The organism is Marinibactrum halimedae (genome assembly GCF_021234875.1).
GTDB classification, from domain to species: domain Bacteria; phylum Pseudomonadota; class Gammaproteobacteria; order Pseudomonadales; family Cellvibrionaceae; genus Marinibactrum; species Marinibactrum halimedae.
This window is the reverse complement of the sequence record NZ_JAJQVM010000010.1, coordinates 10,963-29,054: the sequence shown is the minus strand read 5'-3', so window position 1 is coordinate 29,054 and position 18,092 is coordinate 10,963. Positions and strand designations below refer to the sequence as shown.

The 18,092-nt window shown below is 40.3% G+C and carries 1 protein-coding gene; it reads left to right on the top strand.

What is annotated here, in order from left to right; translation table 11 throughout:
• Positions 1 to 124 precede the first annotated feature (124 nt).
• Positions 125 to 18,067, top strand: coding sequence for a hypothetical protein (locus tag LU351_RS07430; RefSeq protein WP_232593434.1), 17,943 nt, complete (start codon positions 125 to 127; stop codon positions 18,065 to 18,067).
• The last annotated feature ends 25 nt before the right edge of the window (positions 18,068 to 18,092 follow it).

The following is an 18,092-nucleotide window of genomic DNA, read 5'->3' as shown; positions in this document are numbered from 1 at the left end:
TTTTTATATATCGTAAAGTGTGAATTTTTATGTCACTAAAAATTCACACTTTTTTTGGCGTTTCTCTGCAGATTGTCTTGTTTATTACAGTAATACCAACGAATATTTCTCAAAGGCAGCTATTATGCAAACACTGGTCGTAACCACACTTCAAGATTCAATGTCATCCAGTTCAGACGGAAAACTTTCTCTGCGCGAAGCACTTCAGCAGGCGAGATCGATTAATGGTGAATTGACTATAACGTTTGACCCCTCATTAATCGGAGGAACGATAAACGTCGAAACGACTTTAGATGTCCTAAGTAGTTTAACTATTGATGGGGATATCGATGGAGATGGTCAGCCTGATATTACACTTGATGGTCGAGATAAGCACCGAGTGATCTATACCGGAGAATCGACCTCCGTCAAGCTTAAAGGGTTAGTAATACAAAATGGAAATGCAGAAAATTCAGATTCTAATAAGGGGGGTAATATTGTAGCGGGTGGAGATCTTACTGTTGAAGACTCTATCGTCTCATCCGGAAAAGCGTGGATTGGAGGGGGGATAGCGACCACCTACCCTGCGGATAACCTTTCTATAATTAATAGTGAAATTGTAGGCAACGTTGCGGAATATAAAGGTGGCGGTATTTACTACTACAGTGTTTCAGAGGAAAAGACTTTCACAATTAAAAATAGTCTTGTTCAAAATAATTCCGCTACAAAGAACGGTGGGGGAATCAATAGTGTGGGTAAACTTAACATTGAAGAAACATTATTTCAAAATAATAACGCAGGTAAAAAAGACCCCGCAGAAGCTTATGAAGCCGGTTCAGGTGGTGCGGTAAGTAGTGAAGGTCGTTTAAGCGTCCTGCGCAGTACATTTAATGAAAATACTGTTACACATAGCGGAGGCGCTTTATCAGTTAGTGGTATATCTAAAATTATACGATCCACTTTTACAGGTAATACAGCGAATACTGATGGCGGAGCTATTTCACAGAGACCAAATACGGGAGGGCGTGATTACCCACTTTCAGTCTATAGCAGCACCTTTACGGGTAATGCTTCAACATATGGTGTGGCAGGGATTTTTATGGCAAGCGGTAAGGTCAGAGCTGCTAACTCACTTTTTTCTCACAATGTTACTACATGGAGTCCTGATGGTAGTGGTGCCACTGATTCTAGTTTTGATCAAGGTAATTACAATTCAGTTAAAGAGGAAAATCTTACAAATCTTATCGATATTGATCCGGAACTTGTTTTTAGTGAAATAAACACGATCAACGGAGGAGGGCTGCTTGCAGATAATGGGGGAGCAACACCAACAGTCGCACTAAAAAATGATCCAGCTAATCCTGCTATTGATGCTGCAAGAACTCATAATTCTGATATTCTTGACAGTTTTTTCAATCCTATATGGCGCGCTGAAGGTAATTTAGAAGATCAAAGAGGGGCGGCTGCAGATGATGGTAATGGAGATGGAGAATTCTTTGGTGATATAGGCGCATTTGAGGTGAAACCATTTTTTGATCTAGTGGTTACCTCTTTAGAGGATGGTACAGAGCAGGCAAAGGGCCTCACGTTACGTCATGCCTTAGAGCAAGCGAAAAGTATTCCCGAGAAAGTAAGAATTGTGTTTCACTCTGATTTGGCCGGAGGGGTAATTAAACTTTCTCAAGGTCCTCTAGTGTTATCGTCCAATATTTATATAGATGGTTTTGATTCTAATATTTATTCTTCTCCGGCTTCGGAAGCGGAGATAGATTTGCCATTACAGTCTAACATTACCATTGATGCTGGCGGAGAGTCTCGCGCCTTTATTGTGGATAATAATTCAGAGCACGAAGCAGAAGTCATGCTCAGAAATTTAAATATTGAGGGGGGGTATGAGGGGCAATACTCTGGAGGGGCCATTTTAAATGAAGAAAAATTAAGTTTAAAAAATGTAAAAATAACAAACAGCAAAGCGCCTAATGGCGATGGCGGAGCAATAAGAAATAATGGCCATTTGCGTATCTATAATAGTATATTTCGTCACAACGAAGCCCTGAATGGTGGGGTAATTGGTAATGGAGGTTATACCATAATCCGAGATAGTAAACTGTCGGACAATATTGCCACTAAGAGAGGCGGGGCTCTTCACACTTGGGGACAGGCTGTTGTTCTTCGAAGTACGGTTACTCGAAATAGTGCTGAACTGGGTGGAGGTATTTTTGATACTTCCGATACGGGGCTGTACACTGAAGACAGTACCATTGCAAATAATATTGCAAATAAAGGAGGAGGCATTTTTTACAGTGATAGCATTAACTATGCTGCTATTTGGGAATCAACAATAACAGGAAACAGCGCAAATGATGAGGGTGGTGGTATTTATATTGGTAGTAGTGATAAAAAAATAAATATTCATAGCTCTATCGTAAGCGGTAATAAAGCCAAAACTCACCAGAACATTGATCAAACTTTATTACTAAGTGAATCATCACTTAACCTCGTGGATGTTGAACCTGGATTAATATTTGAAGAAGTAGACGAAATTACAGGCGGTGGAAAACTTACATCGATTGAGACTTTTCAAGAGTCAGCGGCGTTGAAGCCAAAAAGTGATAATCCCGCTATTGATGGAGGGGACGCTATAACAGGAGAGGATGTTGATCAGTTAGGGAATCACCCATTCAATAGTGTGAAAAATGAGGAGGGAGTTTATTATCGAGATATTGGTGCGGTTGAGCTAAGTCTGTACCCCAAATACATTACTGTCACTAGCTTAAGTGATGATGAATCCAGCGATGGTATCACCTTACGCAAAGCAATCGAGATGGCAAATAATGATGTGAGCGGAGTTCATTATACTATTGGCTTTCATAAATCATTGTTGGGGGGCACTATAAAACTTCAGCAAGGCGCATTAAAAATTGCTTCTAACCTCTCAATTGTCTCTCCGCGTAAGGGGATTACAATTGATGCCCAAGGAGGATCTCGTGTACTCATTATTGATGATGCCAAATCAGATGACAACTCTGAAGTCAGCCTGGTAGGTCTAACTATCACAGGTGGGCATTCAGCATCAGGAGATGGCGGAGGTATTTTAAATAAAGAAAAGTTAGGGTTGTGGGACGTTACTATTAAAAGCAATCATACGGACGGTGGTGGCGGTGGAATTTATAATGATGTAACGGGTAATTTGTACATAAAAGAAACGCTTATTCAAAACAATACAGCGAGTTATGGCGGAGGTGTTGCGAATAAGGGGGCGCTGGAACTAATAGATAGTCAGATTTCTAGTAACAAAGTATCAGGCTCTGGAGGTGGAATCAGTTCTTGGGGTAGTTCCCTAGTCGCTAAAAAAAGCACCATTAGAGATAATGTTGCCGACTCTAAAGGTGGTGGAATCATTAAAATTGGCCAAGAAAAATTAGAGTTGAATGGTGTTTCGATCATAAATAATAAAGCCGGTTTTGAAGGTGGAGGTATTTATGCAAATAAAGGTCTAGAGGTTGCATTCACAACCGTTACTTCCAATGCATCAGAAGGAGTCACAGCGGGAATATTTATTGAAGAGCCGGATGATAATTCAAAATTATTGAATAGTATTGTGACTGGAAATGTAGCTAACAATTCTGGTGACGTAGAAAATATCTCTGATGTTTCATTGCATACTAGATCTAAGAACTTAATCAATGTGAACCCTAGATTGGTTTTCGAGCATATAAACCCAAACACTGGTGGAGGTGACTTTGATCAGTTGGGTGCCGTTAGACTGAAAAATGATCCGAGTAACCCTGCAATAGATAACGCTAACCCCGTGAATGCTGCTGTTATTTTTGGTGCACATAGTGAAGTTGTAGATGGCAATCAGGATGGCTTTTTAAATGCCGATTTTGGCGCATTTGAGATGAATATACTACGTGTTACGCATCTTGAAGATGATGTTAACAAGCAAAAAGGTTTGTCTCTTCGTCAGGCTATTGAAATCGCGAATAAAAATTACGGCATGATTATTGAGTTTAGTGAAGATTTGGCCGGCGGTACATTGCTGCTCGAACAAGGAGCGCTGAATATTACAGGAGCGTTTACTATTAATGGAGATATTGATGGTGACGGAAAACCAGATGTAAGTATTGATGCTGCAGGTAATTCAAGGGTCTTTAACGTTGATAATCCCGGGTATTCGTCTGAACTATACCAAGCCCCAGTATTAAATGGCTTGATTATTTCAGGAGGGTATTCAGAGAATGGGGGGGGAGCAGGCATTAATTTAACCGGAACCCTATATCTATCCAACAGCATCGTAGAAAATAACCAGGCTAGGGATGGCGCAGGTATTTATGCACGGACAGCAGAGTCTCCTATCGACCCATCAGGTGGATATTTGACAATAGAAAATAGCCAAGTACGAAACAATCAAGGGCAACGTGATGGTGGAGGAATTTACGCGTTAACGGGCCTGAATATTTATCGAAGTACCATCAGTGGAAATGATGCATTAAATCTAGGAGGTGGAGTTGTAAGTAAAGGTGCAACCGAGGTGGTAAATTCAACGGTTGCAAATAACTCAGCTGAAACAGGGGCTGGGTTTTATGCTTCTAATTCAATGCTTTTTAATGTTTTACAAACAACCGTAACAGGAAACAAAGCAAGTGCGACGGCCGGGGGCATATATATTGGTCAGAGTGTGAATTATTCATTAATTCATAACAGTATTGTTTCGGGTAATTCAGATACGGATGGTAATGCCAATGTCTATGGAAATTTTGATAATAATAGTAACTTAATTGATTATGACCCCGCGAATATCTTTGCCGCAATTGATGATGTAACAGGAGGGGGGGTATTACTTGATTTGGGTGGGGCGACACCAACAGTTCCACTGAATGCCGAAAGTGCTAATCCAGCATTAAATGCAAGTACTACTATGACAGTGGCGGGCTTAAACCTTTTAGATTATATTGCAGATCAACGTGGCCAAGCGTCATCAGGTGTAAGAGATTTAGGTGCTTTTGAGTTAGCACAGATACCCAGCCTTAAAGTGACGACGGTAGATGATAACGTAAACTTTTTTGATGATAAAGTCAGCCTCCGAGAGGCCTTATACTATGTAAATTCTGGTTTGCTTACTGGTACGATTACATTCGATGCTGAACTCCTTAGTCGGAAAATAGTGTTAAAGGCTGGCGAATTACACATTAGTCGTGATGTGACCATCGACGGTGATGTCGATGGAGATGGAGTGCCTGATATTATTTTAGATGCGAATCAGTCATCGCGTGTGTTAACAATTCAAGACAAAAGCACCCAGCTCAAGCGTGAAGTAACGCTAAAAAATCTAGTAATTACAGGTGGCCTTGAGGATGGGGTTGCTGGTGGTATTCATAACTTTGAAAATTTACTTATTGAAAATAGTGTAATTAAAAACAATCAAGCCCAGTGGGCTGGAGGTATACGCAATGAAGGTAATTTAACGATTCAACGTAGTCAAATTCGAAGCAATGTGGCTAAGTTTTCTGGTGGAATTGGTAATTCGGCGGATTTGATTATTACGGAGAGTAGTGTTTCTGGAAATATAGCTTTGCATAGTATAGGAGGGATCTCTAATACCGGCACGTTAAATGTGATGAAGAGTACTATTAGTCGAAATGTAGCGGAGCATCATGCTGGTGGTGTTAGAAACACAGGTGGGGGCGATGCATACTTTGAGTATACCACTATCGCGAATAATGAAGCAGCTGGCCAAGGTGGGGTGCAGGTTAATGCTGGTGAGGTGCGTCTATATAATACAACGGTCACGGGTAATAAAGATCGTCATACAACTGGTGGCATAGAAGTTAATGAAGAGGCTAATTTAATACTAAATAGTAGTATTGTTTCTGGTAATACTTCCAAATGGGGAGATAACAATGTAAATGGGCGGTATGAAAATGCCAATAGCTTGATCGATGTTCCTGCTAATCAGATTTTTGCTGATGTCGATCCCATTTCAGGAGGGGGGGTGCTTGCTGACAATGGAGGGCCAACATTAACCGTTGCGCTTAACAGGGATAAATTTAACGGTGCGGTTGACAAGGCCCCTGGCTTACCAGGTAAGTGGACTGACCAGCGAGGTGAGTTGGCGTTTGATGCTGACGAGAATGGTCAAACGGAGAGAGACCTTGGGGCATTTGAGCTGCAAGAAGCATCTTTAGCATACTTGTCAATCTTTGGGGAAATTAACAAGACACCGATAGAGTTTAAGTATCATCCAGGAACGGAAGAGTTTGTCATTTTATTTGCAGACGGTGCCCGTATAACCCTTGAAACATCGGCCCCAGTGAAAGAATTTTTATTTGTACCAGATGGTGATTTGGGCATGGCCTGGTCGTTGAATCGTGATGGGTTTGTTGATGTTGTGGCGATTAATGGCGACATGAGCTACGACGTAGGTGGTTCGTATGCAATTATTTCTATGTTGCAAACCTACAGAACCGACTTTATTTCAATGGTTAATGGTCCTGACGGGCAGGTATTGTTATTAGACAGCAAAGGCTTTCTATTTAGCTACCAGATGTTACCTGGTACTACCAGCGTTTCGAAGTCGGCAGTTCCGGTATTCGATATTGACGAAATTAATAGTCGTCAGCCGGTGAGGATAGGTATAAGCAATGCTGGTCAGCTGGTGCTGTATAAAGAAGATGAGGGTATAAATGGTGCGGAAGCGTTAATTAATACGACCGCATTATCGCACTTTGATCAAGCGAGTCTCGATGAGCGGCTAGGTATCATTCGTCTCGCCAGTGGAGAGGTGATCAAACATCAAGATGGTAAACTCTATAAGCGTGATGAAAATAATGTCTGGCAAAAACAACCGGGAATTGGTATTCGTAATCTTGAATATAGCAGTATGGGGGCTGTGGCTTTACTCGATAACGATAAAGTTGTATTGATATCAGATGATGACGGGGCGCGCAGTGAAGTCGATTTTTCTATTCCTGATGGACACATTATTGCTGCAGGCCATTCAAATGGTGTGACCTATGCATTATCGTCTAATGGAGGGGATATTCACTTTACAGGAGAAATACAAGGTTCTCTAAAAGTGTTTGATCAAGCCTTGGGTGATTACACATTAATGGATATTGCTGTATCGGACGATGCAATTTGGGCAACTACCGGCAGTGGAAAGCTGTTGCGAATTGATTTACCTACACATTCAGGTATTGATCTGAACATCAACGCTAGCGTGATTGAAAGTGAAGGCTTTTTTACCGCTGTCAGTCTAACTCACGAAGGGCATGTGAGCTTAATTGAAGTGGGAGAAGAGGATGCAATATTCACTCACTATAATCCTGCAAGTGGTCAGTTTACCCCTCGGCTTTCCCTCATGGGACCCTCTGCAACGTCAGCAGCTTTTCACGAAAACGCCGGTGTTTATTTTACAGATGAAGATACGGCTTACACTTTTACCGCTGGTCATTTATATCGTTGGAGCGCCATCGATGATGACTGGGTAGATTTGGGGTCACGTGATCTTCGAGCCATTAGGGCTGGAGCGGATGGCGAACTCTACGGTTTGATGGGGGATAATGTCATTGTTGCCTTAGACAGCAATGGTAATGTGCGTAAAACCGATAAACTTACGCCGGATATGAGTAGTTGGTGGGGGGAAGCCATTACCACTTTGGGACGAGTAGTGGATTTTTCGATTAGTAAGGATAGAACGATTCATTACATTGATGAAGATAATCAGCTTCGACATATTAAGTCTGGTGATAGTTGGAATAGCTACTTTTACGGTTCTTCAGACGCATTAGATCAATGGAAAGTTCCGTACACGGAAGGATCTTCGTTAATGATAGGTGACGAAGAAATCGAAGTAAGATTATCCGCCGAATTGCCGTCCGGAGAGCAGCTGATTGTTGACATTGATGAGAATGTTTATTTTGGACTTATTGACGGGACACGAGTAGACGATATTATCGATGATGAAATTGAAGATCGTCATAAATACATGGATTGGACAACCCAACAATGGCCCGGAATCATTAAAAAAATTTACATCAGTAAGCAATATAGTTTTATTGCTGAGGTCGAAACCGGCAGTGGTATTAAACAGATGGCTTTGGCGGAGGGTCAATGGCGTGAAGTAGTGACGCCAGCTATAGTGAATCTTCCTGCAGATATTCCTACCAACCATGGAATAAAAAGCCTTATTCACGATGAAAATAAGGTGCGATGGCTATTGGATAGTCGTGGTGTATTATTTTCAAAGAAAACGCGTGAAAGCGAATGGGTAAAATTGGATACAGGGAATACTCGGTTAGAAAAGTTACTGGTTGACAATGAAGGTAAAATTGCAGGGTTGAATCAACAAGGCAAGGTTATTGCGCCGCAAGACCCTGCGAATTTATCACTATGGAGTGTTTGGCCATGGTTCGATTCCATTAAAAAAACCCCGAGATCAACCTTTGATGAAGACTTTGAGCAGCTAAAACAGTATTGGGAGCACCTTGAAATTAAAACCAAAGCGCAAGTCAGTGGTGTTAAGCACAATGGTGTCTTTACGGGTTTTTCAAACCCATTCAAGTACTTATCAACACCCTTTAAGTATCTGAGAACTCATATAAGTGCAGGCATTTTAAGCGGAGGGGATTTAGTCTTAAGTAATTATTGGAATCTAGAGCAGAGTGCAAGGGGTGAATTTTTCGCAGCGAATGAGCAACTATTGAATTCTTTAGGAAGGCTAGAAAAGTATAAAAATTATGAATACAGCAGTGTAAACACGTTTAGTTTATTTGATGAAAATACGAGAGATATTCAAAGCGCCTTAATTCTCAGTTTGGATAAACTTACAACGGAGTTGCAAATTTCGTCTGATGGTTGGGGGGATCCTAAGCTACAAAAAATCTCGGAAAATTTTGCTGAAAATAATCCCAAATATGACAAGTTGCCATTGTATATTAAATTTGCCGAGAGATTATATGGTAAAGATTCAGCAATCGCAGAAAAACTGAATATTCTGTCTAAGGCTGGAGTCTCAACGGCACCAGCTTTATTGGGTAAGTTTAGTGCTTTATTTGCACAAGTGGCGACTGATATTGTGTCTTCGGCAAACATCCACGCTGTTTTTTTGGATTTGGATAAAAATAGTGGGGGTGCTGATATTAGCCTTGCAGGAAAAGATGTACGAAAAATTGAATCATATTTAAATAAAAGACAACGTAGTGCAGTTCATCAATCTCGGCTTACCGGAGGGAATCAGCTTTCGGTAATGGGTAAAACGATTCGCGTATTTGATTATTTTCAAAACTCGATGCAGAATCCATTTCATAAAATTAATAGACAGTTTAATAAGCTCAATATATTTAATGCCAGTGATTTAAAGGCAAAAATTAATGGTTTGAGACCAGGAGAAACTTTACAGATATCGTCTGGATGGTTCCATGGAGGAGAGCTGGCAACCAATTACGGTACAACTTTTGTGAATCCCGGTGAACCTTTTATTGGTGGTACTGTTTCTGGTTCTGTAGGTCAGTCATATCAATATTCCATGGGGTTTAAGAAAAACCCTGACGGTACGGTAAGCCTTAATGTTGGAAGAACCAGTTCAAGAGTGATTGAGTTGGGAGTGGATACATATACGGATGCATGGCGCTTAGCTCAATCGAAAGCATTCAGCGGTGACAAGCGAGTTAAGGTCTTTCCCGAGTTCGATGCTAATATCGATGTTGCTAAAAAAGACGGGCGAAGAGATGGCCTTGATCTCACAATCAGTGGTAGTAGCCTCGATTTAGCATCTGATAATACGTTTTTTGATCAGCTCTTTAACAAAAATATTGATCCTGTACAGTTGCTGGCTCAAGCAAATAATGGCTCTATATCTTCTAATCATAAAGATATACATAAAGTTACAGTGGACGTATCTTTTGAAGCCGCACTGCTGCCATATTTAGGTCATGTTGATGTCAAAGTTAATGATGATGGAACGCCTACCCGAGTCGTGGGAGGGTCATCTTATTTGTTTATTCCCGGTATAGGTGGTGAATTGGGAAGAGAGTTTGGTAGCGAGTCTGAACAGAGTTTTAATCCAAACGATGCCTCTTTAAGCAATTCAAAAGATTTTTCAGTAGGGTTTTTTGATGGAAGTGATGGGAAAACTACCGCAAACCTTTACTTTAAGGGCGGCCAATTTAATACGCGTTTTCGTACGGGTTATCAGTTTTTTGGGGAGCATTTAAGAGAGGATAAAGAAGCGACACCAGATGGAGGAGAAACGGTGTATCGTAAGCAGTCTGTTAATGTGGGTTATCCTTGGTATCCTGTAAAATATGCGGCGTATTTAAGGGCAAAAAGGTTTGCTTATAATTCTCAGGAATCTGAGAAGCTCAACCGAAGAAATTTGTTATCCACGAATAATCTCTACAAAATTGTAAGAGACAGTAAAGGGGAAATCACCTCCATTACATGGTCAGTTTCAAGTGCGAGAGATAAGCGTTTGTTTTATATAGATGCTGTTCAAGAGCTGTTTGTTGATGCCAGCCCTTTGGATGAGGAGTCAAAGAAGGATTTAAAGAATGATTTAATGTCGTTGGTGAGCTTTACAACTGCGGAGAATTTAAAAAAAATTAGAAGTAAGCTGAATGAAATGGAAGATGCAATTAATGCTGGTGTACTAAGTGACCCGGATAAGGAAAAGGCGCTGGTTCTGTATAAAGAAATGCAGGGCATAAGTGGTTTTACGGATTCTAAAGTCAATGAGAGAAAGCTTTTTTTGGATAAGTTGAAGGCTGTTGAATCGATCTTTAGTGAGTATGAGGGGAATAAAAATTTTAACGATTTGAGAGATTTAATTACAGATGATGCGAGCTGGAGTAAACATGGAAATAATCGTGGCACATCTGTGAATATTGATGTCTCTTTAAGTGAGTCTGCTATCGCTTCTATTAATGAAAATATGAAGGAAGGGAGTGCCGATTTAAAACAATTAATTAAGCAGGAAATTTTAGCTAAAAAAACGAAGATAAATGGTTTTTCGGCCTCTCGCTCACGAAGTCGAAGTTCGAATTTTCAGCGTGCCTTGATATACAAAGCAAAGAGTGAAGCCTCTACCACGTTGACTCAGAAGTTGGCGAGCATAAGTATTAATTATAATGAGGATGGAGTTGGTGCCAGTTATGATAGCAGTAAAACTTCTGGATACTTATTTAACTCTGCGGAAAAGCAGCAGGGTAATGATGTGCAGGCTCTATTTTCTGATTTAGGTAGTAAAGAAAAGATTGTGTTGGTCGGTGAAGATATAAAAAGTTTGATACGAAGTTCCGATCGTAAGCGTCGAGAGGCTGTCTGGGAGTCAATAAGTTTACAACTTAAACGTGTGTTGGGTGGAGATGGTGTTGATGGAGCTTCCATTAGAGAAATTTCTAAAGTGGCTAAAAAAATATTTGTAGAAAGTTATGGTTTTCCGGGTTTTGAAGAAAATCTTGAGAGTTCATTGAAACCTTTTATGCGTAATGAAGGTATAAGTGAGGGTGATACAAATTACCATGTTTATTATTGGGTTGACGTCTTCGTACGTGAGTATGATGGTAGTAATTTAAATAATGCTGAGTTTTTACAGGCAGTAAGTGGTGGCAATGGTTTGTCTAACAATATTTATTTTTATAATGGTCTAATAGTATATTCAAATGATCAAGATCAGCTTGTGCGTGTTCCAGATGATATGGTTCTTCCTCTTTTGAATAAAGTTCCTAATGAAGACTTAAAGAATCATATTAAAAATGGTAAAGATGGTGTTTTTCTATTACTCGAATCTAATGATTTGGATCCGTATCAAAGAAGAAAGTTGGAAACCCTTGCTCCAGTAAGTAGTGAAGAATTTATAAAAACAAAATCGAACTCGTTGGTTAGTGACAGAGAAATTATTGAGAGGTTATCAGAAAGTGGTCTAGATCCGGAGTCATTGTCGTCAATTGAGCGGGCTCGACTTTATAGTAATAAAAAATATGAAGGTAAAAATGGATATATCGATATTGAGAGTATAAAAAAGGTCTTAAGAGGGGAAACGAGCGATAGTCCTACTCTTAGTCAAGTCGAGATAGAGGGGCGAGCTGCTCTTCTAACGTATGATTTGCTCGCACAAGCATTGATTCAGACAGGAAAACTGAAGCAGGAAAGTTATGACGATATAGAAAGGTTGAAGATTGATGGTGAATTTTATGGGTTCGTTTCGAATCGTGATAGGATTACCTATGCAGAGTATAAGCGTATTCTTAATAAATTGGCGGTTGATCTAGAGTTTTTGCATAAGAATTCTGATAAAGTTAAGTTTGATGAGTTAGATGCTTCTTTAAGCGTTTTCAGTGCGTCTGAAAATTATTATAGTCAACTGTTTATTAAGGATAAGGTATTTTCTTTGAGTTTTACACAATCGGATACAGGAAAAGCTCAATATGTCTTTGTGGATTATCAATGGTTTGATAAAGATGGTCAGTTCGCAAAAATAAAAAGTAATGACTCTTTGGTTTTAATAGGAGAAGTTAAAAAATATTTAAAAGATTATCATAAGGACCTTGGTAATGATTTGTTTTTTCATGTCAACGACTTAAAAGCTTCATCTGTTGATGAAGATAGTCTAAAGCTTCTTAAAGAATTAAAAACTGATCGTAGGCTACTGTTCGGAGATGACAATAGCAATAGTGTAACCATTGATGGCATTGATATATCATTAGGGCAATTATATGATATGGGGGCTATGGTTGGAGGTGAACGTATTCATCCTGGCATGAGTCTTTCTGATCCTGAACAACAGAGAAGGATTATATTTCACTCTGATATTCTTGCAGACTATGTGTTGAGATCTCAAAAAAATGAATCGAACTCTGGTGAGGGCAAAGCACAAAATACGCCGGAGGTGTTAAAACTACTCAAGAAGCGACTGTCCATCAGTTCTGGTAATCTAAACAGTGTTGTTACCCACACCGATAGCAGAGAAATTGTTCGTTTACTCAATTTAGTGAATGAACATGTCAACGTGAATGGTGAGATCTCACCTGAACTTTCAAATAAACTGAAAAACAATTTATATCTAGGGCCTGATGTTAAAACAAAGTTAATAGGGGCTAATGCGATAGCTAATACACTCGACCGTTTTTCTTATCGTTTAGGAACGATGCAGTCTGTAATCGCATTAAGTAATTTTTTTCGAAGGAAAAAATCTGGCGATTATATTTCTAGTGAGGAGAAAAAAGGTACCATTGTTCTGGGTGCTGGTTTGGGGTTTGAATTTGCTCAACCCGCTCTTTCCTATGGCCTTACTAAATTTGTTTCAAAAACTTGGAATTCTGTTAGTGGAGTTAAAAACTCGGCCGTTGCTATCGCACGTTCTTCGAGCACTTCTGTGCGTGTCGGTGGGATGTTGAGTTTGCTGGGTTCCGCATTTGATATCTATGGAGCGATAACATCCCGAAAATTGTTGGAGCAAGAGAATTTAACGAGTGATCAGAAAAAAGATTTGCGCGTTAATGTGGCTTTATCAAGTATTGGCGCCGCTACAGGAATTGCTACAGGGTTAGCGTTAATGTCTGGTTTTTTAGTTGGAGCAGCTACGGGAATAGGTGCGATTGTTGGTTTTGGTCTTTTTTTAGCGGGTTCTATATACGCGGGTGTTCGAGCGGTTCAGGATATGAGTAAGCTTTTGGAATTATCCAAAGCCGAGAAATGGAACCTCGGTTTTTTTTCCGCAATGGGACTTGGGCCCTCGGATAGGCTAAAGCAACGCTTGATTGACGAAATCTATACTCCCCAGACGAAAAATAAAGTATATAAGACGATGAAAGATCAATGGTTAGTCTCTTCAATGAGGATGATGTTTGATCAAAATGGCGAGGAGAATGCGCGCTTAGGAGGCGTGGTTTATTCACACAATAAAGCCGTGGATCTTGACTTAAAACAGTATAAAAAAATTGAAGGTAGGGTATATGACTTAGCAGTAGAAGGGACAGATTTCGATCTTATTACCACGCAGGAATTGAAAGATGAGGGTGTTAAATCAGATAAGCTAAAAGAGGGCGCTGAGCTTAATCGCCAAATAGATAGGGCTCATGATTACCTTCGTGAGAATTATCCAGGAATGAATCGTTCAGTACATACTTGGGACGATGTGGACAATGGCTTGTATATCGTTGATCTAACAATTGAATCTGCGCATGATGACTACTTCTATGATAATGATAAAAAAGAAATTGAACAGTTACCTGATTTTAAGGATAAAGAAAATGGTTTTGATGCTATTTTTGAAGACGAAGATGGAAACTTTGATGAAGGTTTTCGCTTTATCGACGACGAGTCATTTCTAAACAGTATTCAATTGAGCAGAGTGCAATATGAAGTCTTGGGAGATCGCAGTAGTGTGACTTGGAAAGAAATTAAACGGAAAGACTTCGATCCTGATAAAGATTTTTTCTTATACAATACAGGTGAAGGTCGAGACTCTGTTGTCGCCAACCCTAACTATATTTCACAGTTTATTGTATATGGCGAATGGTTGGGCAAGCGTCTTATTTCTGGTTATCGAGATGATGTCTTTAGCATCTATGAAAATGAGGCGGCTCGAGTGCAAGATCTCGGCGGTACAGTCTTTGCCAATGCATTGATCGACGCTTTGGCGCAAGGGCTTACTTTTACTGAAGCGCGAGCGTTATTGGAAACGGAAGGAATTCACCCTGATACACAAGGCATCAATATGCATTCCGGGAATTCATTCACACGGCCGAGTATTTTCGATGCGGGCAAAGGCATCGACACACTTACATTTGAGACGGTACGCAGCGGTGGAAATATTATTCGCTTGAATGACCATAGGCTGAATATCACAGACCTTGGCGATGATAGTATTTATACACGAGCACATTTTACTCTCTCAGAAGATCAAATGTTTATTGCGCTGGGTTTCGAAAATGTGATGGGAGCTGAGGCAGGAAAAGATTATATTGAAGGAAATAATCTGGCCAATTATCTCGATGGTCGCGGCGGCGGCGATAGCCTTTATGGTAAAGCAGGTGATGATAATATTAATTTGTATGCGGGGGATAAAGCTAACGGGGGAATGGGTAACGACACTTATTTTATTCGTAATCCGTCAAGCGATGATTTTATCTCCTTACCTCTTAATACTAAAGTGATTGAAATTTCCGAAGAGATATCTGTTACAGATCAAAACAGTGTCAATTTGGATTATTTATTAGAAGAGATTGGCGAACCCAGTTTGGAAGAAAATTCGAGTGGCAATTTCGATATGCATATAGTGCTAGCTGGTGGCACTCCGAATGAGTTGGTGTTAGTGCTGAAAAATGTGTATTCTGCTGACTTTAAGCGCAACGATATCAATTATTCTTTTTTATCCAAAGATGGCTTTATGTTATCGCCAAAGTTTGTTTCAGATTTGGCTTCAAAGAATGAGTTTGATGGAGGCTTTTATGCTTATTATCAGCCTGTCATGGATCAATTGATCGACAAAGAGTTTTCCACGGTTGACCTTAAAATACAGGTGGATGTGGCAGAAGGTCGGGTAGTGCGCACAGGGTTTACTGAGAGCTCTACATCAACGCATATTGCTGTTTCAGGTAAGCATATCGAGCTGTTATCTGCAGGTAGTAACCTTGATCACGAGACAATGGGTGGAGATGATGATGACATTATTGTTACCGGGCAAGGTAAAAATAATGTCATTGGTGGTAAAGGTAGCGATACTTACATCATTAATGTCAATTTAGAAGGCACTCCTGACCTACCTGATTCTTCAGAATCACCAGCTATTCTTTTAGGGCAGTACTCTGCAAGAACGATGATTGATAATTTTGATCCGGGAACTCTAATAACGGATGAAGATGGGCAACCAATCTTAGATGATGAAGAGAATTCTATATATGAATATGCTGATGACTATGTAATTTTTAACATTAAGCGAAAAGATATTAAGATTCGTCGTGATGGTAATAACGCGATACTTTATTATGGCCCCGATGAAGATGTTGCAAAGGTGACGCTCAAAGACTTTTTAAAAGAAGAGGCCTATCAGCATATATCACTCATAGATGTTGACGGTGTGATATGGGAATTGGCTATTGATGATGATGGTGAACCCTATATTGGTAATGGAGTATTAATAGGAGATGGTGAACAGCATGTAGATGATATACTTGAAGCTTCAATGGAAACGACGTGGATATTTGCTGGAGAGGGCAATGATGTCATCCATGCCGTGTCTTATTTAGATAGTGAGGGTGAGGCTAAGGGTGGAGATATCATAGATGGCGGTGAAGGTAATGATATCTTGTATGATGATGCCGGCGATAATAGTTTTATGGGGGGGGCAGGTGAAGATACGTTTTACATCGGTAAAGGAAACGATATGGTTATTACCGGCATGGGCTTTGATGTCATTGATTTGTCCAATGCTAGTGGTGTCAAAGTGATTGATGCTTTCTCTGATGAATTTGAATTTAACACATTGATTTTACCTTTTGATTTCACCGAACCAGATGTTATTTTCGTGCAGGATGGTGATCATTTAATTATTCAGGCTGCGGAAGATAATAATGGAGAGTCGCCTCTGACTATAATTTTGACCAACTATTTTTATAGTGAATTAAATCAAAGTATTCATTTACATTATGAACAAATACGTTGGGATATTCGTGACGTATACAAGCGTGCGACTCGTGGAGAAGTAACACGTGCAGACGACACGATATTTCTTCAGAAAGAGAGTTTTGAACATATTTCAAGTGATCTTAGAAGGTTTGATGCTTTGGAAGGCCACGATACGATTGAAGATATTTTAGGCCAAGAAGCTGAAGTCGTACACGAGTTTCATGGCGGTACCGGAGATGACCTCATTTATGCAGGTGATGGTAGAGACAATGTCTATGGTGGTGAGGGTAACGATAGACTTTATGGTGGAGACGGCCTTGATCAGATGATAGGTGAGCAAGGAGATGACTTCTTGTTTGATTATAGTGACGATCAAAACAGGTTGTTTGGTGGTGAGGGCGACGATGACATAAGGGGCCGTGGTGTATTAGACGGTGGCCAGGGTTCAGACAAAATCGTGGGCAGTGATACTGATGATGAGCTGAATTCCGGTTATGGTGATGATGTTGATGATATTAATAACCTGTATGGCATGGGAGGGAACGATATATTGAACGGAGATGCTGGCAGAGACTTCTTAAATGGGGGAGCTGGCAACGATACAATATCTGCAGGAGGTGGTGACGATGTGCTTTATGTATCCACAGGCGCAGACAGTTACGATGGTGGAGCGGGCTACGATATTTTCTCCATGGAAGATATGGATGACTCAGTGGTGGCTGATTTTAACTCAATGACGTTTTCCGACTTTGAAATCTACCAGGATGAACATGGCCAATTCCGGTTTACGGGTATTGAAGAAGTGATGGGAACCGCATTCGATGACACCTTAACCTTTGGCAATCGTATTTCTGTTTTAAAGGGTGGTTTTGGTAACGATATTCTGATCAGCAATACCAACACAGCGGGTTCAACTGCGGCTCAGCTTTATGGGGGTGTTGGCCATGAGGATTACCTTGTTACTTTGAGCGCGGGAGAGACGGTCTTTATTGTGGAAAGCGACGGTTACGATATTCTCTCTATCGATACCCACTTTTCTCAAACGGATAGCCCTTCTAATTTTTGGTTTGAGCTGAATCATGAAACAGACGATTTACACATCAGTGTGAACAATACCAGCGGTGAAGATGCCCAAATTATTATCGAAGATTACGCTTCAGAAACCGCAGATAAAAAAGTCGAAGAAATTATCGTGAATGAGCAAAAGCTGGTGTTATCCGATATCGACTTACTGGTGAGCCATATGGCGGGTCATCAGCGCTTTGATATTAATGCGAGTACCGGTGAAGGTAAGAGTGTGCAACAACGCATTCATGAATTGTGGCAAGGTTCGGAGCCATATTCGGAAAGCAGTAAAGCTGATAATAAGCAAAGTGATGGCGCTAACCCTGCTCTGTCGGACTTTTATAGTGGTGTGCATTACAAACGAGGCAGTGAAACCCCTTATGCGACTTACTGATGGAAAAAGCGCACGAATAACAGTA